The following is a 20867-nucleotide window of genomic DNA, read 5'->3' on the forward strand; positions in this document are numbered from 1 at the left end:
CAGCGTGAATGCAGCGGTTGAACGCGCCGCCCGGGCACGGTACGGCGTGCATGCCGCGCTATTGTCCGACATTTTCATGCAGACGAGAAAGGCCTGCGCGCACGCCGGCACGCCTCGCACCGGCGGATGAAGCGTTGCCGGCCGAGCACCTCGTCGGCGCTCAGCCCACGCGCATGCCGCGCAGCTTCGTCAGCAACGCGACGAGACGGTCGATGTGCTCGTCCTCGGTGCGCCACGACGACACGCTGATCCGGAACGCCGGCCGCCCCTGCCACACGGTCTGCCCGAACCATACGTCGCCCGAATCCTGCGCGGCCTGAAGGATCGCGATCGTCTCGTCGTCGGTGCCGGCGCGCACGAGCACCTGGTTCAGCACCACGCGGTTCAGCACGTCGTAGCCGGCCGCGCGCAGGCCGTCCGCGACGCGCTGTGCCTGTGCGCAATGCCGCTCGACCATCGTCGCCACGCCGGCGCGGCCGAGCGCGCGAAGCGCGGCCCACACCGGTATGCCGCGCGCACGCCGCGAGAACTCGAGGTTCAGGTTCTTCTGCGCATCCTGCGCGCCGCTCAGGTAGACGGCATCGCTGTTCATCGCGGTCGCCAGCGCGGCCGCGTCACGGCAGATCACCATCGCGCCGTCGTATGGCGTGTTGAGCCACTTGTGGCCGTCGGTGGTCCAGCTGTCGGCGCCGTCGATGCCATCGGTCAGCGCGCGCTTCGACGACGCACGCGCCCACAGCCCGAATGCACCGTCCACGTGCACCCACGCACCGGCGGCCTTCGCGCGCGGAATCAGTGCCGCGAACGGATCGAATTCGCCGGTGTTCACTTCGCCGGCCTGCACGCAGAGGATCGTCAGGTCGTCGAGCGGCGGCAATTGCGCGGGGTCGATGCGGCCGTGCGGATCGACCGGCGCGACGATCAGGCGCTTCATCCCGAAGCCGAGCACGCGCAGCGTCTTCTTCACCGTGATGTGCGCGAGCTCGGAGAGCACGACCTTCACCTCGGGCGCACCGATCAGGCCTTCCTCGTCGACGTTCCAGCCCTTGCGCGCGAGCAGCGCACGCCGCGCGGCGACCAGCGCGACCAGCGTGCAGGCCGTCGCGCTCGTGCCGAAGCCGACCGCGCTGTCCTCCGGTAGCCCGAGCACGTCGACGACCCAGCGCGCGGCCTGCCGCTCGATCGTCGCGGCCACCGGCGAATTCGCGAACGACGACGCGCACTGGTCCCACGCGAGCATCAGCCGCTCGGCCGCCGCCGCGGCCGGCAGCGTCGCGCCGATCACGAAGCCGAAGTAGTTCGGGCCGTTCGATGCGACGGTCGCGGGCGTGCCGCGCTCGTCGAGCAGGCGCAGTACGTCGTCGGCCGGGCGGCCCGTATCGGGCAGCGGCTCGTCGAAGGCAGCAAGACCGGCGAGCGCGGCCGCGTCGGGATAGGCGCGCCGTTCATTGGTCGCGGCGAGATACGCTTGCGCGCGCCGGTCGGCGTCGGCCAGCAGGGCGAGTTCATCCATGTCGATTGCCTCTGTGAAGATCAGAGTTGCAGGAGATCGCGGCCCAACTGATGCAGCGCATCGTCGATCCGCTTGTAGTACGTGAACTTGCCAACGCGCGTCGCCTGCACGAGCCCGGCATCCGCGAGGATGCGCATGTGGCGCGTGGTCGTCGCCGGCGCGATGCCGAGCTTCTCGGTGATGTAGGTGCAGCACACGCCGAGTTCGTCGAAATCGCCGTGCGGCTGCGGCGGGAAATGCTTGCGCGGCTGCTTGAGCCAGCGCATCACGGCCAGACGGCTTTCGTTGGCCAGTGCGCTGATGCGGGTGACGTCGTCCATGGGTTCGGCCTCGTTTGACGTTTTGAATATTAGCCAAATGACGAAATGTCAGCAACCGGCCGAACGCAATCCGGCCATCACGTGCGCCCGGGTTCACCGGCCAGTCGCGCGCGTCCGGTCACCGGCTAAAGTTTCCCGCGTCCATGCCGTTGTAGCAGGCGATCACGCATCGGGACGGACCCGGCACGGTCGTCGAAGCCGTCGGCTCGATGCGGTCCCGTCGATCCCTCTTCCACTCATTCGTGAAGGCAAGCACCTGCATGGAACCTGTCATCATCACCACCGTCGACGAACTGAAGCATGCCCAAAAGTCCGGGGTCGCCGAGTTTCTCGTGACCGGCGAACTGGCGGACAAGCTCAAAAAGACCCGCACGATCATGACGTTGGGCCCGGTTGCCCTGGCGGCGCTCGGTGCCGTCGCAGTCGCGGCCATTCCGACCGGCGGCATGTCGACGGTCGGGTTCCTCCCCATCGCCACGCTGACGGGCATGGAGGCGGCCACCATCTTCTTCATCGCCGTGATCGGACTGACGGTCGTCCTCGCGCTCTACAAGGACTATGACGCTGAATTCACGATGAAGGGTGCGCGTTTCACGAAGAAGCGATAACCCGGCCGACAGCCGCGTCGATCGGCGCGCCGCCTGCTTCCCGGTGGCGGGCCCCCCGTCGCGATGCCGTCTGTCCGGCAAGACGGTTTCCGACTGCCGGTCACGCCCCTGCCAGCGCCTCCGCCAGCCGTTCGATCAGCGCCCGCACGCGCCGCGGCTGCAGGTCGACGCGCCGTATCCGCATTTCCCGTATCGCCGGCAGGACGCGTTCGCGCGACTCAATCCGCCGATGCCCGGGTAAGGCTGCCAGCGGACAGGCACGCCCCGACGCGACCACGATGCGGCGCGACGGCCGTCACCGCGCGGCCAGCACGCGGTCGATCATCTCGCCGATCCGGCGCGCGAGCGCGTCCATCCGCTCGGCCGGCACGCCGCCGTAGCCGAGCACGAGCCCGTTGTAGCCGTGCGCGGTGCCCGGCATGCAGAACGACGACAGCGGCCGCAGGATCAGCCCGTGCGCCTGCGCGACGCGGCTCAGCTCCGTGTCGGCCACCGGCACGTCGAGCCGCGCGGACAGATGCATGCCGCCCGCGCCGCCCGACACCGTCAGCCGCGTGCGCAGCCGCCGCGCCAGCGCGTCGTGCAACGCATCGCGGCGCTCGGCATAGACGCGGCGCATGCGCCGCAGATGCCGCGTGAAATGTCCGGCGTCGATGAAATCCGCGAGCGCGCGCTGCTCGACCGCGCGGCCCTGCAGCATCAGCGCGCCCGCCGCGTCGCGCAGCGGCTGCGCAAGCGCGGGCGGCACGACCATGAAGCCGAGCCGCAACGCCGGAAACATCACCTTGCTGAAGGTGCCGAGGTAGATCACCGGCGCGTCGTCGGCGAGCCCCTGCACGGCCGCGTGCGGCGTGCCGTGGTGCCGGAACTCGCTGTCGTAGTCGTCCTCGACGATCCATGCGCCGGCCGCGCGCGCCTGCGCGACGAGCGCGAGCCGCCGTTCGAGGCTCATCACCGCGCCGAGCGGATATTGGTGCGACGGCGTGATGTAGACGAGCTTCGGCGGCCGATCGCGCCAGTCGTCAGCATGCGGCGCGAGCCCCTGCGCATCGACGCCGATCGGTTCGACGCGCAGGTCGGCCGCGAGAAACGCGTTGCGCGCGCCGTGGTAGCCCGGGTTCTCGATCCATGCGACATCGCCCGCGTCGGCCAGCGCGCGGGCGCACAGGTCGAGCGCCCCCTGCGTGCCGTCGGTGACGATCACCTGCGCGGCGTCGCAGCGCACGCCGCGTGACGCGCGCAGATAGCCGGCGATCGCGTCGCGCAGCACCGCATCGCCCTCCGCCGGCTGATAGCCGAGCTGTGCCGGCCCCGCCGTGCGCCATGCGCGTTCTACACAGCGCCGCCACTGCGCGAGCGGAAATTCGTCGACGGCCGGCACGCCCGGCATGAACGGCAGCGATTCGTCGACGCCGCTCGTCGCGCGCTCGGCCTGCGCGACGCGCCGCGACAGCACCGCGGTATCGCCAGCGGGCGCCGCAGCGGCGACCCGCGACCCGCGCAAGCCCATCCGGGCGACCACCGTGCCCTGCCGCGTGCCGGTCACGAAGCCTTCCGACGCGAGCCGCTCGTACGCGTACAGCACCGAATTGCGTGCGATGCCGAGTTCGTCGGCGAGCGTGCGCGACGCAGCGAGCCGCGCACCTTCGGCAATTCGGCCGCTCAGGATCGCGTCGCGCAGGCACACGTACAGCCGCTGCTGCTGCGACATCCGCGTGGCCGCATGCGGCCCCGCTTCGCGCTCGAAGGTCGACAGCAGCACCGCGTAATCCATCGTGGCTCCAGAATGTGGGGATGTCATGGGTCTATACATGGTGCCACGAACCTTCTATCGTAGTGGTCTGCTCCCGCTTCCGGCCGCGCCGGCAACGCTTCATTCCATCCATCCTCGAGAGGTTCCGGACCATGAACGCTACCGACACCGGCCTGACCGTACGCCCCGTGCGCGAAGACGATTTCGACGGCTGGCTGCCGCTGTGGGACGGCTACAACCGCTTCTACGGCCGCTTCGGCGACACCGCGCTGCCCCGCGAGATCACGCAACTCACGTGGTCGCGCTTCTTCGACGGCTACGAGCCCGTGCATGCGCGTGTCGCGGAACGCGACGGCCGGCTCGTCGGGCTCGTGCATTTCCTGTATCACCGCAGCACGACGCTGGTCGGGCCGACCTGCTATCTGCAGGATCTCTTCACGCTCGAGAGCGAACGCGGCAAGGGCGTGGGCCGCGCAATGATCGAAGCCGTGTACGACGCCGCGCAGGCGCAGCGCGCCGAACGCGTGTACTGGCAGACGCATGAGACGAATCACACGGCGATGCGGCTCTACGACACCGTCGCGGAAAAAACCGGGTTCGTGATCTATCGGAAGGTCTTGTCGCGCTGACGCAGCCGATCTCCAGTGCGCGGCCGGTGCCGCGACCGAGGTATGCCGCCAACCGCTCGCGATGCTTCCAGAAGGCATCGTGGCCCGGCACGGTCGGCCCAGTCGATCATTGGTCGACGACGTGCGTCCGTCCAGCGCTCCGTAATGGCTTTGGTGTCGATCATGTTGCTCCCGATCGGTGTTCGTCATGCTGGCCCAGGATGCGCATGGTTGGGGTGAGCCGAAGCGGCGGTGAGCACGCTGCGCGGCTTGAAGCCGCCGCATCCGGTTTCCTTTTCCCGCGACGGCGTTCTACAGTGACGAGAGACGACATGCGCCGCCGCATATCGTTCGCGTTCGGTGCGCGTGCCGATACGCCCCCGATTCCGAGGAACGTCCATGCCGAGTATCGTCGCCGGTCCCGCCCATCTGCCGCCGAGCCCGATCGCCGCCGAAACGCGGATGGTGCACGACGTCGCCACACTGCAGCCGTCCGACTATCGTTCGGCCGACGGTGCATCGTGGGTCATCGCCACCATCACGCCGGCCCCGGACAGCGGCGAAAACGTGACCGGCAATACCTACTTCGATACCGCGAAACAGCAAACCGTCGCAGTGCCCGACGCGCGCCGGCGCTATGCGAACCGCGGCACCTGGCAGGTCGTCGCGAGTTCCAGCCCGTCGGTGCCCGCCACCGGCCGCTACGACTGGCTGACGCTCGCGTGGCTGCCGATCAACCGGCGGCCGCTGCCGCAAACGCCCGAGCACCTGTATTCGCCGTTCATTCAGGGCGGCACGATCGTCTATCGGTGGAATCCGGCCGCGCAAGGCGGCGAGCAGTTCGGCAACGTGCGGATGATCTTTCCCGAGTGGCAGCAGCAGGTCGCGGACGTGCTGCGCGCCGCGCCGGGCGACGTCTCGCAAGCGGCGGCCACCGCGCCGGCTTCGGCGCTCGATCGCGTGAAGCAGGACGGCAATCCGATGGCCGCCGTACTCGACTTCGGTGCCGCGTTGCATGACGAGCCGGCCGACCGGATCGTCGCGCGATTGCCGGCATTGCTGCGCGCGAACGACCTGCACGAAGTGTCGGCGATCGTGTTTCAGTGCATCGCCGCATCGCGTGAAGAAGACCGGCCGCGCTTCGTCGAAGCGATCAACGGGTCGATCTTCTCGATCGACGACACCGCGCGCCTGCTCGCGATCGCCTATGGCGCGTTCGCGGCCGGCAGGGCGAAGCCGCGTCCGTTCAGCGATGCCGCGCAAACCATGCGCATCCACGACGTGTTCACGGCATTGAAGCAGCGGACATCGGCACTCGGCGTGCCGGTCGGCCAAGGTTCGCCGTGGTACGCGTTCTTCACCGCGTACCGGCTCGGCGATGTGCCTTCCGGCTCAGGTGGAAACAGGCAGTCATTGCCGAATACGCGGAATCGCCGGTCGTCTCGATCCTTCGGGACGCTTTGATGAAAGCGACGTCGTCCTGAATGCCGGCGCCCGGCATGCGCGCAACGACGCCTGTCGCGCGGTCGTAACGGGAACCCGCGTGGATCGCGTAGGGTCGAAACGCTGCATGACCGGCAGCGGCGTCGCCTTCACCAGTCGATCCACCCTACCTCGCACCCTATTCTTCCCATGTTGAGCATCGGTCCCTTCTCGATCCGCGTCGTCGCGGTAGCCGCCGCGGCGCTGTTGGCGTGGCTCGTCGCCCGTTTCATCCAGCGCCGCCCGCCGGATGGCCAGCACAAGACCGCGTCGAGCCTGATCCTCGACGTGCTGCTGCTCGGGCTCGTCGCCGCACGTATCGGCTATGTCGCGCAATGGTGGCGCGACTACGCGACGGCGCCGCGCGCCATCATTGCACTCGGCGACGGCGGCTTCGACTGGCGCATCGGCGTCGCCGCCGCGCTCGTGTTCGCCGTGTGGAGGCTGCGTCGCCGCCCCGCGCTGCGCCGCCCGGTGGCAGCCGGCATCATCGCGGGTCTCGCGGCATGGGGCGTTGCGCAAGGCACGCTCGCGACCCTGCAGCGCACCGCGCCGCCGCTCGCCGCGATGCAGCTCCAGGCGCTCGATGCGACGCCCGTGTTGCCGCAACGCTTTGCCGGCAAGCCGGCCGTCGTGAACCTGTGGGCGACATGGTGCGCGCCTTGCCGGCGCGAGATGCCGATCCTGGAACAGGCGCAGCGCGATCATCCCGGCATCACGGTGCTGATGCTCAACCAGGGGGAAAATGCGCAAGCGGTACGCGCGTTCCTCGAACAGCAAGGGCTGCGTTTCGATAACGTGCTGCTCGATCCGTCGCTGCACGCGATGCATGCGTACGGATCGCGCGGGCTGCCCACGACACTGTTCTTCAATGCGAAAGGCGAACTCGTCGAATCGCACATGGGCGAGATCACCGCCGCGCGGTTGAAGGATGCGGTGGCGCAGCGCTTCGGTCAGTGACGCGATCGGCAGCCTGCCCAAGGCCATGATCGATCGTCGATGGCAGCGCGCGTTCTCGCTGCCGCGACCGACTCGACCGACGACACGCCGACACGCCGACTCTTCGACAACCGCCCGCCACGCTTACGGCCTCGACAGCACCATCACCCGCCCCGACACGCGCTGAAGCTTCAACCACCCCGTATCGGCCGTAAACCGAAGCTGCTGCAACGGGAAATCGAATCCGGCCTTCTGCGCGGCGTTGACCACCGCATCGGCAATCCAGCGGATCAGTTCCTTCCCTTCGTCGGTGGTCTGGTGACCGTTCTGGACACCATAGAAATAGCGGTTCCCGGCGTTGACTTCGTTCTGCAGCTGCATCCAGTGCCCCGGGAGGCCGGGCAGGGTCCTGAACAGGTCGGCCACGCGCTGCGTCGTCAGGCCGCGTGCCCACAACGCGCCGTTCACGGCGGGTCGCGCCAGATTGTGACGGTCTGCTTCCTGGGCCTGCCCCTTGATGTCGCCTTTCAGACTATCGGGTTTCGTCATCGCACTGTCCTCGTGAGGGCCCGGCAACGGGCCGATTAAATGAAAAAAGCCGCCGAATATCGAGCGCGCGCGCTCCTTGCACGATACTGCCAATCTCGAAATTAATCGCCTGTCAGGTGTATCAGGCCGGCGCACCGCAATATCGCAGGCAAAAATCAGCCTTGTCCGATAGGCGTCGCGGCAGCAAACCGATATGCTTCGTCGGGTGCGGTGCCGGTGTAGTGCCCTGTTCAAGTTCGGAGTGAGCCGGTCATTGAGCTTCGCCGGCGCCGCACACCCCTCCGTTGTGATCCGGCTTCGGCGTGGGCGTTCGGTGGTGGCCGGTGGGCGCGGCCACAGAGAAAGACGATGTTGAAACAACACGCTGCCATATGCGAACGCCGAGCGTCTGCACCGAAGCCGGATCCTCCCGCCCGCCCCGCCTGCGCACCCGTCCATTATTCAAAAAATCATGACACGCGCCGATATAATTTCGCAGATATATCGAACCGCACTCCATTAAATGTTCATCATTAAATCGGACTATTTCCGTTTCCGATTTTCCGAACAATTTCCATTCCCGGCCGAATATTTTCTTATTTATTTTTCGCCATGCTGGCTGAACCGTGTTTGAAACGGCAAGCGTTCGCGCGACACGGTGAAGTGCCTTATTCATTGACCTCCAGGAGGAAAGCATGGCCGACTCTCAAACGTCCTCGAATCGCGCCGGCGAGTTTTCGATTCCGCCGAACACCGACTTCCGTGCGATTTTCTTCGCGAATGCCGCCGAGCAACAGCACATCAAGCTGTTCATCGGCGACAGCAAGGAACCGGCCGCCTATCACAAGCTGACCACGCGCGACGGCCCGCGCGAAGCCACGCTGAATTCCGGCAACGGCAAGCTCCGCTTCGAAGTGACGGTGAACGGCAAGACGTCGGCCACCGACGCGCGCCTCGCGCCGATCAACGGCAAGAAGTCGGACGGCTCGCCGTTCACGGTCAACTTCGGGATCGTCGTGTCGGAAGACGGTCACGACAGCGACTACAACGACGGCATCGTCGTGCTGCAGTGGCCGATCGGCTGAGCTGACGCGCGACTGGCGACCGACCGCCGCTGGCCTCCCGCCTTTGGGCCGGCCGGCGGTTCGCGCCCACCAAGCGGCCACTTACGCAGCACCCCAATCCAAAACCGCGTTAACAACGGAGACTTCCATGCCGCTTCTTTCGGCTTCGATCAACAGCGCGCCCGTCGTCACGTCCGAGACGTACGTCGACATCCCCGGCCTGCATATCGACATCGCCAAGGCAGAGATTCGCGACGGGAAACTGCAGGTCATTCTCAACGTGCCGACGCCGTACGCGACCGGCAACAACTTCCCCGGCATCTATTTCGCGATCGCGACCGATAAGGGCGTCGTCGCGGACGGTTGCTTCACCTATTCGTCGAAGGTGCCCGAAAGCACCGGGCGCATGCCGTTCACGCTCGTCGCGACGATCGACGCCGGCAGCGGCGTCACGTTCGTGAAAGGCCAGTGGAAAAGCGTGCGCGGCAGCGCGATGCATATCGATTCGTACGCGAGCATTTCCGCGATCGGCGACACGGCCGCGCAATCGTCGTCGCAAGGCGGCGGGAATCAGGGCACCGAAAGCGGCGGCGGTGCCGGCAACATCGGCGGCGGCGGTGAACGCGACGGCACGTTCAACCTGCCGCCGAACATCAAGTTCGGCGTGACTGCCCTCACCAACGCGGCGAACGACCAGACGATCGACATCTACATCGACGACAACCCGAAACCGGCGGCTACGTTCAAGGGCGCGGGCGTGCAGGACCAGAACCTCGGCACAAAGGTGCTCGACTCCGGCAAGGGACATGTACGCGTGATCGTGACGGCGAACGGCAAGCCATCGCGGATCGGCTCGCGACAGGTCGATCTTTTCAAGAAGTCGTACTTCGGGATCGTCGGCTCGGAAGACGGCACCGACGACGACTACAACGACGGCATCGTGTTCCTGAACTGGCCGCTGGGCTGAACCCGGCAATTCGCGGCGCGGCATGGTGTGCGCGCCGCTGTCGAACCCGCGATGGCAATGGGGCCGACCACACATTGCGAATCGATTCATTCGAGTAGTCACTTGCAGTCCCACGCAGTGCTCCGTCGCGCGACAACGGCGAGATCCGCTCACCGGCCGCGACGCGAGATATTCCATTGAGACGAGGACGACATGTCACAACCGTTTACCCATGACGATCTGTACGCACTGCTGCAACTCGCCGGCAACGACGCAACCGCCATACAGGCGAACGGCGACCAGGCGGTGCTCGACCGGATGCGTCAGTTCATGACCGCACAGCTCGTGGAAAAGCTGCCGCAGTACGACGTGTTCGTCGACATCGCGACGATCCCGTACAGCTTCGACGTCGGCAGCTGGCAGAACAAGGTGAAGGCCGATGCGGCGGGGCAGGTGATCGCGTGCACGGTGACGTGGGCCGGCGCGCCCGGCGTGCTGCCTGGCGCTGCGGCGAAGTTCGGTGTCGGTGCGGTCGTCAATTACTTCTCGAAGGCGACGCCGCAACCCACCCAGCCGGATACCACGGCGACCGGCGGCGGCGAACGCGACGGCATCTTCAACCTGCCGCCGAACATCGCGTTCGGCGTGACGGCGCTGGTCAATTCGTCCGCGCCGCAGACGATCGAAGTCTATGTCGACGACAATCCGAAACCGGCCGCGACGTTCCAGGGTGCCGGCACGCAGGACGCGAACCTGAACACGCAGATCGTGAACTCGGGCAAGGGGAAGGTGCGCGTGGTCGTGACGGCGAACGGCAAGCCGTCGAAGATCGGCTCGCGCCAGGTCGACATCTTCAAGAAGACCTACTTCGGGCTCGTCGGGTCGGAAGACGGCACGGACGGCGACTACAACGACGGCATCGCGATCCTGAACTGGCCGCTGGGCTAAGCAGCTGAACCCTGTCGATCTTCGCCACGCCGTCCGGCGTGGCGATTTGCATTGCCTCAGAGCAACCGCGCGAACCATACGGATGAATACAACCGGAGTTCGAGCGGTACAGCGCGGACTTCGATCCGGTTGCCGGTACCGGCGTGCTCGACATCCGGCTGCCGATAGAACACGCACGCCGAGTGAGCCGGCGGTCAGCTCGCATCCGAATCAACAGGCTCCGCCATGGCCACCGTCGGCGGCCACGAAGCCGCCGCCAGCCGCACACGCGCGTCATGCGCCACACGCTCGAACGCCACGCGCTGGCGCCCCTTCAGCACGGCCGCATTCGCCGCCCGCACCAGCGCGACCGGATCGATCGGGCGATTGTTCCGCCGCACCTCGAAGTGCAGATGCGGGCCGGTCGCCGTGCCGGTACTCCCGACCGCGCCGACCCGCTGCCCGCGCGCGATCCGCATGCCGGTACGCAATTTCGGGTCGAACGCGGACAGATGCGCGTAATACGATGCATAGCCGCCATCGTGGCGCACCACCACATACTTGCCGTAGCCGCCCGGCTCGGTGCCGACGAACGACACGACACCGTGCTCGGACGCATGGACCGCACGGCCCGTCGGCGCGGCGAGATCGACGCCGGAATGCACGTGACGCGCCCCGCTCACCGGATGCACGCGCGTGCCGAAACGCGAACTGGTTCGCGTGGCGCTGACCGGCATCGCGAACCGCGCGCCGGCGAGCGGCCCGCCGTCGAGATCGTAGTAGGCGCCCGACGATCCCGCTTCCGCGGCAAACCACACCGCCGCGACGCGCTGGCCGCGAAAGCGGATATCGAGCGCCGTCACGCGCCGGCCATCCGGCAGCGATGCGTCGCCGTCCGGCTCGAAGGCGATGCGAAAGCTATCGCCCGCGGCGCCCTGCTGCGTCACGTCGAGCCGGCCGGCAAGCATGCGCGTGACCTGCGCGGCGACACCGGCCGGCAACTCGGCACGCGCCAGCGACGCGCGCAGGCTGCCATCGATCGCGCCGGCCCGCGTGCCGCTCTCCTGCTCCGCGAGCGTAAACGGCTCGGCGGATGCCAGATCGGCATGACGTGGCGCGAATGCCGACGGCGTGCCGATTGCCGGCAGAAGCGATGCAAAACCATAATCGAAACGTCCCGCGTACCCGCGTTCGATCGCCCCCCGCGCCGCATCGCAAAGGACAACGTACGGCGCACAGGCGCCGGCACGCGCGACGAACATGCCGGGATAGGTCTCCGCACGCACCCGCGCCGCCTGCGATTCCGGCGCGATGCCCGCCACCACCGTCGATGCAAGCAAGCCGCCCCAGAGGGTCCGGGCGGAATTGAAGAAAGGCACGTCGACAAGGTCGGCCGCTTGCACCGCCACGGGCGTGGACGGCTCGGCATCGGCGGATGCCAGCGCCATCGCGCCCTGCGTGCCGGCAAGCCATGCCGCCGCAACGACACCGCGCAGCAGCGCGCGGCGAATCGGGAAGCGGAGGGCGCCGCATTGCGCGGATCGACCTTGTTCGCGTGCGAGACGTAAACACAGGTCGAACCGCATCGCGTCGTCACTCGCTATCAATGAAAAACTGGAAAAGAACCGGATATTGCGGACGAGAGATCGTCGCGATCCGGGAACCTGACAGCGAGTGTATCGGCGCAATCAACATCGCCGAATAGGATCAATCCGATTTGTCCATATAACGGCTTCGTACTCGAACGAAAGCGAAATTTCGCCGTGAAATCGCGCGAGATCCGCCCCCATGCGTTCGCGCGAACCGCCACACGCCGTGTACAGTCGAGGGCTGCCCGCGACCGCGCGCATGCCCGCCCGACCACGGCGGGTGCGCCGCCCGTCGCGCCTTCCGTCCTCAACCCGGAATCCCGTCATGTTTCTCGATCATCTTCATCCGGAACGCTGGACGTTCCTGTGGAACGCGTTGTCCACGCTTTCACTCAGGCTCTGCGCCGCCCTCGCGCTGCTCGTCGCGGGCTGGTGGCTGTCGAAACGCATCGGCAACTGGCTGAGCCGGCTGCTCGCGAACAAGGAGCGCGTCGACGATACGCTGCGGCCGATCCTCTGCGACGTCGCCGTATGGGGCATCCGCATCGTCGCGATCGTCGGCGCGCTGTCACAGCTGGGCATCGAAACCGCGAGCATCGTCGCGGTGCTCGGCGCGGCCGGCCTCGCGATCGGGCTCGCGCTGCAGGGCACGATGCAGAACATCGCGGCCGGCATCATGCTGTTGCTGCTGCGGCCGTTCAAGGTCGGCGACTACATCGACGGCGGCTCGAGCGTCGCGGGGACGGTGGACGAGGTCGGGCTGTTCATGACGCGGCTGACGAAGCCGGACGGCATCTGCGAATACGTACCGAACAGCGCGTTGTGGGGCAGCGCGATCCGCAACTACACGCGCAATCCGACGCGCCGTCTCGATCTCGAAGTGGAAGTATCCGTGCACGACGACATCGATCGTGCGCTCGACGCGCTGCGCGCGCTGGCCGAAGCCGACCCCGACGTGCTGACGGAACCGGCGCCGGACGTGATGGTGATGCGCTTCGACGACAGCACGGCGATCGCGAACATGCGCCTGTGGACGCACACCGACAAGTTCTGGGCGATGCGCTGGCGCCTCGCGCGCCAGGTGCGCAAGACGCTCGCCGATGCCGACTGCGCGCTGCCGATCCGCACGCGCGAGCTGCACATCGTGCACGACGCCGAACAGCAGCACCGGGCCGCTCCGCGCCGCGTACAAGCGTCGTGAGACTTCGGGGGCGCCCGACCGCGCATGCCGCACAGCGCCGCGCGCCCCGGCTTCGTCACATCCTGACGATATCGAGCAGCGCCTTCTTGCCGCTCTTGTACGTGAACACCGAGATCGCGCCGTGCTTCAGGTCGCCCTGCGGCGTGAAGCTCGTTTCGCCGATCACGCCGCGATAGTCGGTCGCCGGCATCGCGGCCAGCACTTTCGCCGGGTCCGTCGAGTTCGCGCGCTTCATCGCGTCGACGATGATGGTCACCGCGTCGTACGAGAACGGCGCATACACCTGCATCGGCTGGTGATAGCGCGCCTCGTAGCGCTTCACGAACCCCGCGCCGCCCGGCATCTTCTCGAGCGCGATGCCGGCTTCCGAGCACACGACGTTGTCCGATGCCGGGCCCGCGAGCTTCGGCAGATCGGTCGAGCACACGCCGTCGCCGGCGAGGATCTTCGCGCGCAGGCCGAGCTGGCGCGCCTGCTTCGCGAGCGGGCCGCCCGTCGCGTCCATTCCGCCATACATGATCGCGTCGGGGTTCTCGCCCTTGATCTTCGTGAGGATCGCGCGGAAGTCGATCGCCTTGTCGTTGGTCGCGTCGCGCGAGATGACCTTCATCCCGGCCGATTTCGCCGCCTTTTCGAACTCGGTCGCAAGCCCCTGGCCGTACGCGGTCGAATCGTCGACCACGGCCACCGTCCTGATGCCCATGTGCTTCGCCGCGTACATCGCGAGCGCGGGCCCTTGCTGCGCATCGGTCGCGACCACGCGATAAGTGGTCTTGAAGCCCTGCTGCGTATACATCGGATTGGTCGCGGCCTGCGAGATCTGCACGACGCCGCCGTCGCGATAGACGCGCGACGCCGGAATCGACGTACCCGAGTTGTGATGGCCGACGACGCCGACCACCTTGTCGTCGACGAGCCGCTGCGCGACCTGCGTCGCGGTGCGCGGGTCGCCCGCGTCGTCCTGCGCATCGAGCTGCAGCGTGATCTTCTTGCCGCCGATCACGAGCCCCTTCGCGTTGATCTCCTCGACCGCGAGCCGCGCACCGTTCTCGCTGTCCTTGCCGAGGTGCGCGATCGCGCCGGTCAGCGGCGCGACGTGCCCGATGCGCACGACTTCGTCCGCGTGCGCGGACAGCGCGGACAATGCGCATGCCAGCGCCGCCGCGGTCGCGCATGCCGTCTTCTTCCGATGTCGCTTCATGTTCGTCTCCTTCCTTTGTCGCTCTTGGTTCGTGATCCGGAACGTCGTTGATGGCAGGCAAAGCGATGCGGTCACGCGCGCCCCTCGAAGCCGAGCAGCACGTTCACCGCGTTGATACCGATTTCGTCGACCATGTAGCCGCCTTCCATCACGAACAGCGTCGGCAGGTCCAGGCGCGCGAGCGCTTCGCCGATCCGCAGGTAGTCGGGCGAGCGCAGCTTGAAATGGCTGATCGGGTCGTGCTCGAACGTGTCGACGCCGAGCGACACGACGAGCAGGTCGGGCGCGTGCTTCGCGATCGCGGCGGTGGCCTGGCCGAGCGCCGCCGAGTAGGTGTCCCACTGCGTGCCCTTCGGCAGCGGCAGGTTCAGGTTGAAGCCTTCGCCCGCGCCCGCGCCGCGCTCGTCGGCATAGCCGGAGAAGTACGGATACGACACCGCCGGCTCGCCGTGCAGCGACGCGAACAGCACGTCCGACCGCTCGTAGAAGATGTCCTGTGTGCCGTTGCCGTGGTGGAAGTCGACGTCGAGCACCGCGACGCGCGACGCACCGCTCGCGATGCCGTGCTGCGCGGCGATCGCCGCGTTGTTCAGGTAGCAGTAGCCGCCCATGTACTCGCGGCCCGCATGGTGGCCGGGTGGGCGGCACAGCGCGAACGCCGCGCGCGCGCCGCCGTTCGACAGCAGGTCGGCGCCGGTGAGCGCCGAGTTCGCGCTCGCGCTCACCGCGTCCCACGTGCCGGCGTTGATCGGCGCCCCGGCGTCCATCGCGAAGAAGCCGAGCTTGCCGTCGATGAAGTCGGGCAGCGTCGCCGCCGACGGCATCGCGCGCACCGGCCACACGAGCGGCAGCGCCTGGCAGGTGCGGCCGGTCGCGGTCCATTCGTCCCACGCGCCGGCGAGGAAGTCGACGTAGCGCGCGCTGTGCGCGCCGGCATAGCTCGCGCGGTCGAACGCGCGCGGCGCGATCACGTCGCCGAGGCCGGCCGCGCGGACCTGCGCGAGCACCGTTTCGGCGCGAAGGGGGTTCTCGAACGATTCGGTGATCGCGCCGTCCTTCAGTTCGACGCCGCGATGCAGATGGTGATCGCTGCTGTAGACCGTGAGCATGGTTGACCGTTGCAGTGAAGGCTGTGAGGGGTGGCAATAGTCTATTGAGGCCGGCCGGCAATAACTTTGCTTTTCACCTCTTCGTTTCATACAATTTTGAGAAAACCGCCTACGGAGACCCGGGAATGAGCAAAAATCGCGCTTCGGTGGAACTGGACGGCGTCGACCGCGCGATGCTCCGGCTGCTGCAGGAAGATGGCGCGCTGTCCAACGCGACGCTCGGCGAACGGCTGTCGCTGAGCGTCACGCCGTGCTGGCGACGGCGCAAGCGGCTCGAGGACGAAGGCGTGATCACCGGCTACCAGGCGAACCTCGACCGCCGCGCGCTCGGGATGAACGTGTTCGCGTTCGTGCAGGTCACGTTCAACATGCATTCGGACCAGGATTCGGATCACTTCGAGGACGTGATGCGGCGCCACGACGAAGTGACGTCGTGCCACAAGATCACCGGCGCGGCCGACTACATCCTGCAGGTCGTCGCCACCGATCTCGACGCGTATGCGGAATTCGTCGAACGCGTGCTGCGCAAGCAGGCCGGCGTGTCGTCGATCCAGTCGAGCCTCGCGCTGCGCGAGGTCAAGTTCTCGTCGCGCGTGCCGGTGCCGGATGCGTGATCATTCATGCGCCCGCGCAGGGCATCCGCTGTCGACCTTCATCCCATGGAGCGCCACCGTATGAAACATCTCATTCCTTCCGCGTCGCTTGCCGCCACGATCGCTCTTGCGTTTGCGTTGGGCGCGTGCGCGACGCAACCGCCTGCCCCGCTCCCGCCCGATGTCGCCGGGCAGGACACGCAGGGCGCACAGACCGCCCAGGCCGCGCCGCCGATGGTCGGCGGCGATCGCGATGCGCATGGCTGCATCGGCTCGGCCGGTTACGCATGGTGTGAACACACGCAGCAATGCGAGCGTCCATGGGAACTCGCGAAGACGCGTGGCTTCGCGAATTCGGCGCAGGGGTACGAGCAGTTCTGCCGGAACGGCGCAGCGCAGTGAAGTGACGTGATGTGATGTGATGTGATGGGATGTGACCGGGTCGCGGTGCAACGCCGCGGCTCGATGAAGTGCAAGCGCGATGCGCGACATGCCCGTCGCGCGCATTTCGCCCCGCCGATCCCCGCCGTTTTTCCCGTTCCCCGCGCCGTCATTCCGGAAACCCGGACACGCAAAAACCCCACGAAAACAAGGATATTCCGCGCGTGCGACACGGCAATCGAGTTCGGTTATATTACGCGCCCCTTGCCATCCCGCCCCCGCGGAACGCCTTGCGCGCGGCCGCTTTCGACGCGGTCCGAAACGCCTTCCGGCGAGGCCCGCAGCAAGGGCCTGCGCGCCCGTCGCACGACCGGGAAGCCTGCGGTTGCACGGGCGCATGAAGCCGATCCGAAGGTGTCCTTCGCAACGGCTTCGCGTGCGCAAATGCAACGGCGAACGCGGTCGGTCCGGAATTCCGGATTCGCGGTCCGGATCTCCGGATACGCGAGCCGGTTTCGATTCCGCGTCGGCCGGGCGGCATGGCAAACCGATGCATCCAAGTTGAAAAAGGGATCTGCTGTGATCAAAACGTTACGGGTAATACTGTCGGCGCTCGCGCTGTGCGTCGCGGCGTCGTCCGCGCATGCCGCCGATACGAAGAAGATCGACGTCCTGCTGGTGGGCGGCGGCATCATGAGCTCGACGCTCGGCGTGTGGCTGCACGAGCTTCAGCCCGAGTGGTCGATGACGATGGTCGAGCGCCTCGACGGCGTCGCGCTGGAAAGCTCGAACGGCTGGAACAACGCGGGCACCGGCCACTCGGCGCTCGCCGAACTGAACTACACGCCGGAGAAGGCGGACGGCAAGGTCGACATCTCGAAGGCGATCGAGATCAACGAGTCGTTCCAGATCTCGCGCCAGTTCTGGGCCTGGCAGGTCAGGCAGGGCGTGCTGAAGAACCCGCACGCGTTCATCAACTCGACGCCGCACATGAGCTTCGTGTGGGGCGACGACAACGTCCGCTTCCTGAAGAAGCGCTATGACGCGCTGCAGGCGAGCCCGCTGTTCCGCGGGATGCAGTATTCGGAAGACCACGACCAGATCAGGCAGTGGGTGCCGCTGATGATGGAAGGCCGCGACCGCAGCCAGAAGGTTGCGGCGACGTGGACGCCGATCGGTACCGACGTGAATTTCGGCGAGATCACGCGCCAGTTCGTCGGCTACCTGAAGACGCAGCCGAACTTCACGCTGTCGCTGTCGAGCGAAGTGCGCGAGATCTCGCGCAACGCGGACGGCACGTGGCACGTGTCGTGGGTCAAGCTGCATTCGGATGAACCGCCGCAGGCCGTCGACGCGAAGTTCGTGTTCATCGGCGCGGGCGGCGGTGCGCTGCACCTGCTGCAGGCGTCGGGCATCCCCGAGGCGAAGGACTACGGCGCATTCCCGGTCGGCGGCTCGTTCCTCGTGACCGACAACCCCGAGGTCGTGAAGCGCCACCTCGCGAAGGCGTACGGCAAGGCGTCGGTCGGCTCGCCGCCGATGTCGGTGCCGCACCTCGACACGCGGATCATCGACGGCAAGAAGATCATCCTGTTCGGGCCGTTCGCGACGTTCTCGACCAAGTTCCTGAAGAACGGCTCGTACTTCGACCTCGCGAAGAGCACCAACCTGCACAACGTCGCGCCGATGATGCGCGTGGGCGTCGACCAATTCCCGCTCGTCGAGTACCTGGCCGGCCAGCTGATGCTGACCGACGACGACCGCTTCAACGCGCTGAAGGAATATTTCCCGGACGCGAAAAAGGAAGACTGGCGCCTGTGGCAGGCCGGCCAGCGCGTGCAGATCATCAAGCGCGACCCGAAGAAGGGTGGCGTGCTGAAGCTCGGCACCGAGATCGTCAGTTCGCAGGACGGCAGCATCGCGGGCCTGCTCGGCGCGTCGCCGGGCGCATCGACGGCCGCGCCGATCATGCTGAACCTGATGCAGAAGGTGTTCAAGGACAAGGTCGCGACGCCCGAATGGCAGCAGAAGATCCGCCAGATCGTGCCGAGCTACGGCACGAAGCTGAACGACAGCCCGGCGAAGGTCGTCGAGGAATGGACCTATACGAGCGACGTGCTGCAGCTGTCGCCGCCGCCGAAGATCGACATGAATGCGCCGTCGCCGGCGACGGGCACGGCCCCGGCGCGCCCCGCGAAGGCATCGGCCGACATGGCGCTGTAACGCGTCCGGCCCCGTTTCCTCGCCTCGCACGGCCGCCCTCCGGGGCGGCCGTTTTTCATGGCGGACAGGGCGCCCACTGCCCGCCCCCCGCATCCGCTAGAATTGCGGGCACGCGCGACGCCGTCGCCACCCGATCCACCATCCGCATCGACGCGGTCCACGCGACCGCCGGTGCGGCCCGCGCCCGAGCCGCGCGAGCGCCGCACGCCGTTGCCGCGCCCGCCGGGCGCGCCATCAACCGAATTCAGCTGGAGAAAGACCGTGTTTACTTGCCGAAACCAGAGCTGCGGCACGCAGTGGGAGACGTCCGACGTCGTCATCAAGGACGAAGGCCAGGGGCTGCTGTTCCGCTGCCCGCTGTGCGGCGCGCGCAACTATCTCGAACGCTTCGAGGACGACGAAGGCACGGTCGTCTACGAACAGATGGAAGGCCGCCCCTATCTCGGAGACCTCTCTTGAGCCAACCGACCGCCACGCCGTTCAGCGCGCTGTCGCTGACGCCCGCCACGCTCGCGAACCTCGCGCAGCTCGGCTACGTCGACATGACGCCGATCCAGGCCGCGAGCCTGCCGATCGCGCTGGCCGGCCACGACCTGATCGCGCAGGCGAAGACGGGCAGCGGCAAGACCGCCGCGTTCTCGCTCGCGCTGCTGTCGCGCCTCGACGCGCGTCGCTTCGACGTGCAGGCGATGGTCCTGTGCCCGACGCGCGAGCTCGCCGACCAGGTCGCGCAGGAAGTGCGGCGCCTCGCGCGCGCCGAGGAAAACGTGAAGGTGCTGACGCTGTGCGGCGGCACGCCGATGCGCCCGCAGGCGCAGAGCCTCGAGCACGGCGCGCATATCGTCGTCGGCACGCCGGGCCGCATCATGGATCACCTCGACCGCGGCAACCTGAAGCTCGACGCGCTGAACACGCTCGTGCTCGACGAAGCCGACCGGATGCTCGACATGGGCTTCTTCGACGACATCGCGAAGGTCGCGCGGATGTGCCCGACGACGCGCCAGACGCTGCTGTTCTCGGCCACCTATCCGGACGGCATCGCGAAGCTGAGCCAGCAGTTCCTGCGCAACCCGAAGGAAGTGAAGCTCGAGGAGCGTCACGATAACAGCAAGATCCGCCAACGCTTCTACGAAGTGACGGAAACCGAGCGGCTGCACGCGGTCGGCCAGTTGCTGAACCACTACCGGCCGGTGAGCACGATCGCATTCTGCAATACCAAGCAGCAATGCCGTGACCTGCTCGATGTGCTGCACGCGCAGGGCTTCCACGCGCTCGCGCTGCACGGCGAGCTCGAACAGCGCGAACGCGACCAGGTGCTGATCCAGTTCGCGAACCGCAGCTGCTCGGTGCTGGTCGCGACGGACGTCGCGGCGCGCGGGCTCGACATCGCGCAGCTCGAGGCGGTGATCAACGTCGACGTGACGCCCGACCCCGAAGTGCACGTGCACCGCATCGGCCGCACCGGCCGCGCGGACCAGGAAGGCTGGGCGCTGAGCCTCGCCAGCATGGACGAGATGGGTCGCGTCGGCGCGATCGAGCAGGCGCAGAAGCGCGACGTCGAATGGCATCCGGTCGCGGAACTGAAGCCGGCCGGCAACGACACGCTGCTGCCGCCGATGGAAACGCTGCAGATCCTCGGCGGGCGCAAGGACAAGATCCGCCCGGGCGACGTGCTCGGCGCGCTGACCGGCGATGCAGGGTTCGACGGCAAGCAGATCGGCAAGATCAACGTGACCGAGTTCTCGACCTATGTCGCGATCGAGCGCGGCGTCGCACGTGATGCGCTGCGCAAGCTCAATGCGGGGAAGATCAAGGGCAAGCGGGTCAAGGTCCGGTTGATGGACGAAGAGTGACCGCAAGCGGCGCGGCCGTGATGGCAGCC

At 67.1% G+C, this 20867-nt stretch carries 21 protein-coding genes; 13 read left to right on the forward strand and 8 right to left on the reverse strand.

Annotation, left to right across the window (positions count from 1 at the left end; all coding sequences use genetic code 11):
- Positions 1-160: 160 nt before the first annotated feature.
- Positions 161-1513: a pyridoxal-dependent decarboxylase gene (locus tag DIE06_RS12260; protein WP_124661647.1), complete on the reverse strand. Its 1353-nt coding sequence runs from the start codon at positions 1511-1513 to the stop codon at positions 161-163.
- Positions 1514-1533: 20 nt separating this feature from the next.
- Positions 1534-1833, reverse strand: coding sequence for a helix-turn-helix transcriptional regulator (locus DIE06_RS12265; protein WP_059464945.1), 300 nt, complete (start codon positions 1831-1833; stop codon positions 1534-1536).
- A 260-nt stretch (positions 1834-2093) separates the two neighbouring features.
- On the opposite strand from DIE06_RS12265, the gene DIE06_RS12270 reads away from it, so the two are divergent.
- The gene (locus tag DIE06_RS12270) at positions 2094-2441 is read left to right on the forward strand and encodes a hypothetical protein (protein WP_124661648.1); all 348 of its coding nucleotides are present in this window, start codon (positions 2094-2096) and stop codon (positions 2439-2441) included.
- Between the two features lie 295 nt (positions 2442-2736).
- Here DIE06_RS12270 and DIE06_RS12280 read toward each other — a convergent pair whose 3' ends face one another.
- Positions 2737-4215 carry a PLP-dependent aminotransferase family protein gene (locus DIE06_RS12280; RefSeq protein ID WP_124661650.1) on the reverse strand — a complete coding sequence of 493 codons (1479 nt, stop codon included), beginning with the start codon at positions 4213-4215 and terminating at the stop codon, positions 2737-2739.
- A 131-nt stretch (positions 4216-4346) separates the two neighbouring features.
- On the opposite strand from DIE06_RS12280, the gene DIE06_RS12285 reads away from it, so the two are divergent.
- The 3 genes from DIE06_RS12285 (at position 4347) to DIE06_RS12300 (ending at position 7244) form a co-directional block, all read left to right on the forward strand.
- A complete protein-coding gene (locus DIE06_RS12285) occupies positions 4347-4823 on the forward strand; it encodes a GNAT family N-acetyltransferase (protein ID WP_124661651.1) in 477 nt (158 codons plus the stop codon).
- Between the two features lie 378 nt (positions 4824-5201).
- On the forward strand, positions 5202-6266 hold the full coding sequence (locus DIE06_RS12295; protein WP_124661652.1) for a hypothetical protein: 1065 nt from the start codon (positions 5202-5204) through the stop codon (positions 6264-6266).
- A 168-nt stretch (positions 6267-6434) separates the two neighbouring features.
- Entirely contained in the window at positions 6435-7244 is an 810-nt protein-coding gene (locus DIE06_RS12300; protein WP_124661653.1) for a TlpA disulfide reductase family protein, read from the forward strand.
- 123 nt (positions 7245-7367) lie between these two features.
- Here DIE06_RS12300 and DIE06_RS12305 read toward each other — a convergent pair whose 3' ends face one another.
- The gene (locus DIE06_RS12305) at positions 7368-7772 is read right to left on the reverse strand and encodes a peptide ABC transporter ATPase (RefSeq protein ID WP_124661654.1); all 405 of its coding nucleotides are present in this window, start codon (positions 7770-7772) and stop codon (positions 7368-7370) included.
- A gap of 250 nt (positions 7773-8022) precedes the next feature.
- Positions 8023-8427 carry a hypothetical protein gene (locus tag DIE06_RS12310; protein WP_124661655.1) on the reverse strand — a complete coding sequence of 135 codons (405 nt, stop codon included), beginning with the start codon at positions 8425-8427 and terminating at the stop codon, positions 8023-8025.
- Positions 8428-8446: 19 nt separating this feature from the next.
- Between DIE06_RS12310 and DIE06_RS12315 the strand changes: the two genes are divergently transcribed.
- From DIE06_RS12315 to DIE06_RS12325, 3 genes are all read left to right on the forward strand, one after another.
- Positions 8447-8836: a fucose-binding lectin II gene (locus DIE06_RS12315; protein ID WP_057926312.1), complete on the forward strand. Its 390-nt coding sequence runs from the start codon at positions 8447-8449 to the stop codon at positions 8834-8836.
- Between the two features lie 127 nt (positions 8837-8963).
- On the forward strand, positions 8964-9782 hold the full coding sequence (locus DIE06_RS12320; RefSeq protein WP_124661656.1) for a fucose-binding lectin II: 819 nt from the start codon (positions 8964-8966) through the stop codon (positions 9780-9782).
- Between the two features lie 192 nt (positions 9783-9974).
- The gene (locus DIE06_RS12325; protein WP_124661657.1) at positions 9975-10709 is read left to right on the forward strand and encodes a fucose-binding lectin II; all 735 of its coding nucleotides are present in this window, start codon (positions 9975-9977) and stop codon (positions 10707-10709) included.
- Positions 10710-10903: 194 nt separating this feature from the next.
- Here the strand turns inward: DIE06_RS12325 and DIE06_RS12335 are convergent, their stop codons facing one another.
- Positions 10904-12274, reverse strand: coding sequence for a M23 family metallopeptidase (locus tag DIE06_RS12335; RefSeq protein WP_124661658.1), 1371 nt, complete (start codon positions 12272-12274; stop codon positions 10904-10906).
- 328 nt (positions 12275-12602) lie between these two features.
- Between DIE06_RS12335 and DIE06_RS12340 the strand changes: the two genes are divergently transcribed.
- Positions 12603-13478 carry a mechanosensitive ion channel family protein gene (locus DIE06_RS12340; protein ID WP_124661659.1) on the forward strand — a complete coding sequence of 292 codons (876 nt, stop codon included), beginning with the start codon at positions 12603-12605 and terminating at the stop codon, positions 13476-13478.
- A gap of 55 nt (positions 13479-13533) precedes the next feature.
- On the opposite strand, the gene DIE06_RS12345 is transcribed toward DIE06_RS12340, so the two are convergent.
- Positions 13534-14679 carry a branched-chain amino acid ABC transporter substrate-binding protein gene (locus tag DIE06_RS12345; protein WP_124661660.1) on the reverse strand — a complete coding sequence of 382 codons (1146 nt, stop codon included), beginning with the start codon at positions 14677-14679 and terminating at the stop codon, positions 13534-13536.
- Between the two features lie 71 nt (positions 14680-14750).
- Entirely contained in the window at positions 14751-15788 is a 1038-nt protein-coding gene (locus tag DIE06_RS12350) for a histone deacetylase family protein (protein ID WP_124661661.1), read from the reverse strand.
- Positions 15789-15913: 125 nt separating this feature from the next.
- On the opposite strand from DIE06_RS12350, the gene DIE06_RS12355 reads away from it, so the two are divergent.
- The 5 genes from DIE06_RS12355 to dbpA all read left to right on the forward strand — a co-directional run bounded on the left by DIE06_RS12355 (position 15914) and on the right by dbpA (position 20838).
- On the forward strand, positions 15914-16402 hold the full coding sequence (locus DIE06_RS12355) for an Lrp/AsnC family transcriptional regulator (protein WP_057926304.1): 489 nt from the start codon (positions 15914-15916) through the stop codon (positions 16400-16402).
- A gap of 60 nt (positions 16403-16462) precedes the next feature.
- Positions 16463-16783 (forward strand): hypothetical protein, encoded by a 321-nt coding sequence (locus DIE06_RS12360; RefSeq protein ID WP_124661662.1) that lies wholly within the window; start codon positions 16463-16465, stop codon positions 16781-16783.
- Between the two features lie 540 nt (positions 16784-17323).
- The gene (gene mqo, locus DIE06_RS12365) at positions 17324-18985 is read left to right on the forward strand and encodes a malate dehydrogenase (quinone) (RefSeq protein ID WP_185733392.1); all 1662 of its coding nucleotides are present in this window, start codon (positions 17324-17326) and stop codon (positions 18983-18985) included.
- 261 nt (positions 18986-19246) lie between these two features.
- Entirely contained in the window at positions 19247-19444 is a 198-nt protein-coding gene (locus tag DIE06_RS12370; protein WP_124612887.1) for a hypothetical protein, read from the forward strand.
- Positions 19441-20838: an ATP-dependent RNA helicase DbpA gene (dbpA, locus tag DIE06_RS12375; RefSeq protein WP_124661664.1), complete on the forward strand. Its 1398-nt coding sequence runs from the start codon at positions 19441-19443 to the stop codon at positions 20836-20838. The genes DIE06_RS12370 and dbpA overlap by 4 nt, the downstream gene beginning before the upstream one ends.
- Positions 20839-20867: the final 29 nt, after the last annotated feature.

The sequence above is a fragment of the Burkholderia sp. Bp8998 genome (assembly GCF_003854235.1).
Classification (GTDB): domain Bacteria; phylum Pseudomonadota; class Gammaproteobacteria; order Burkholderiales; family Burkholderiaceae; genus Burkholderia.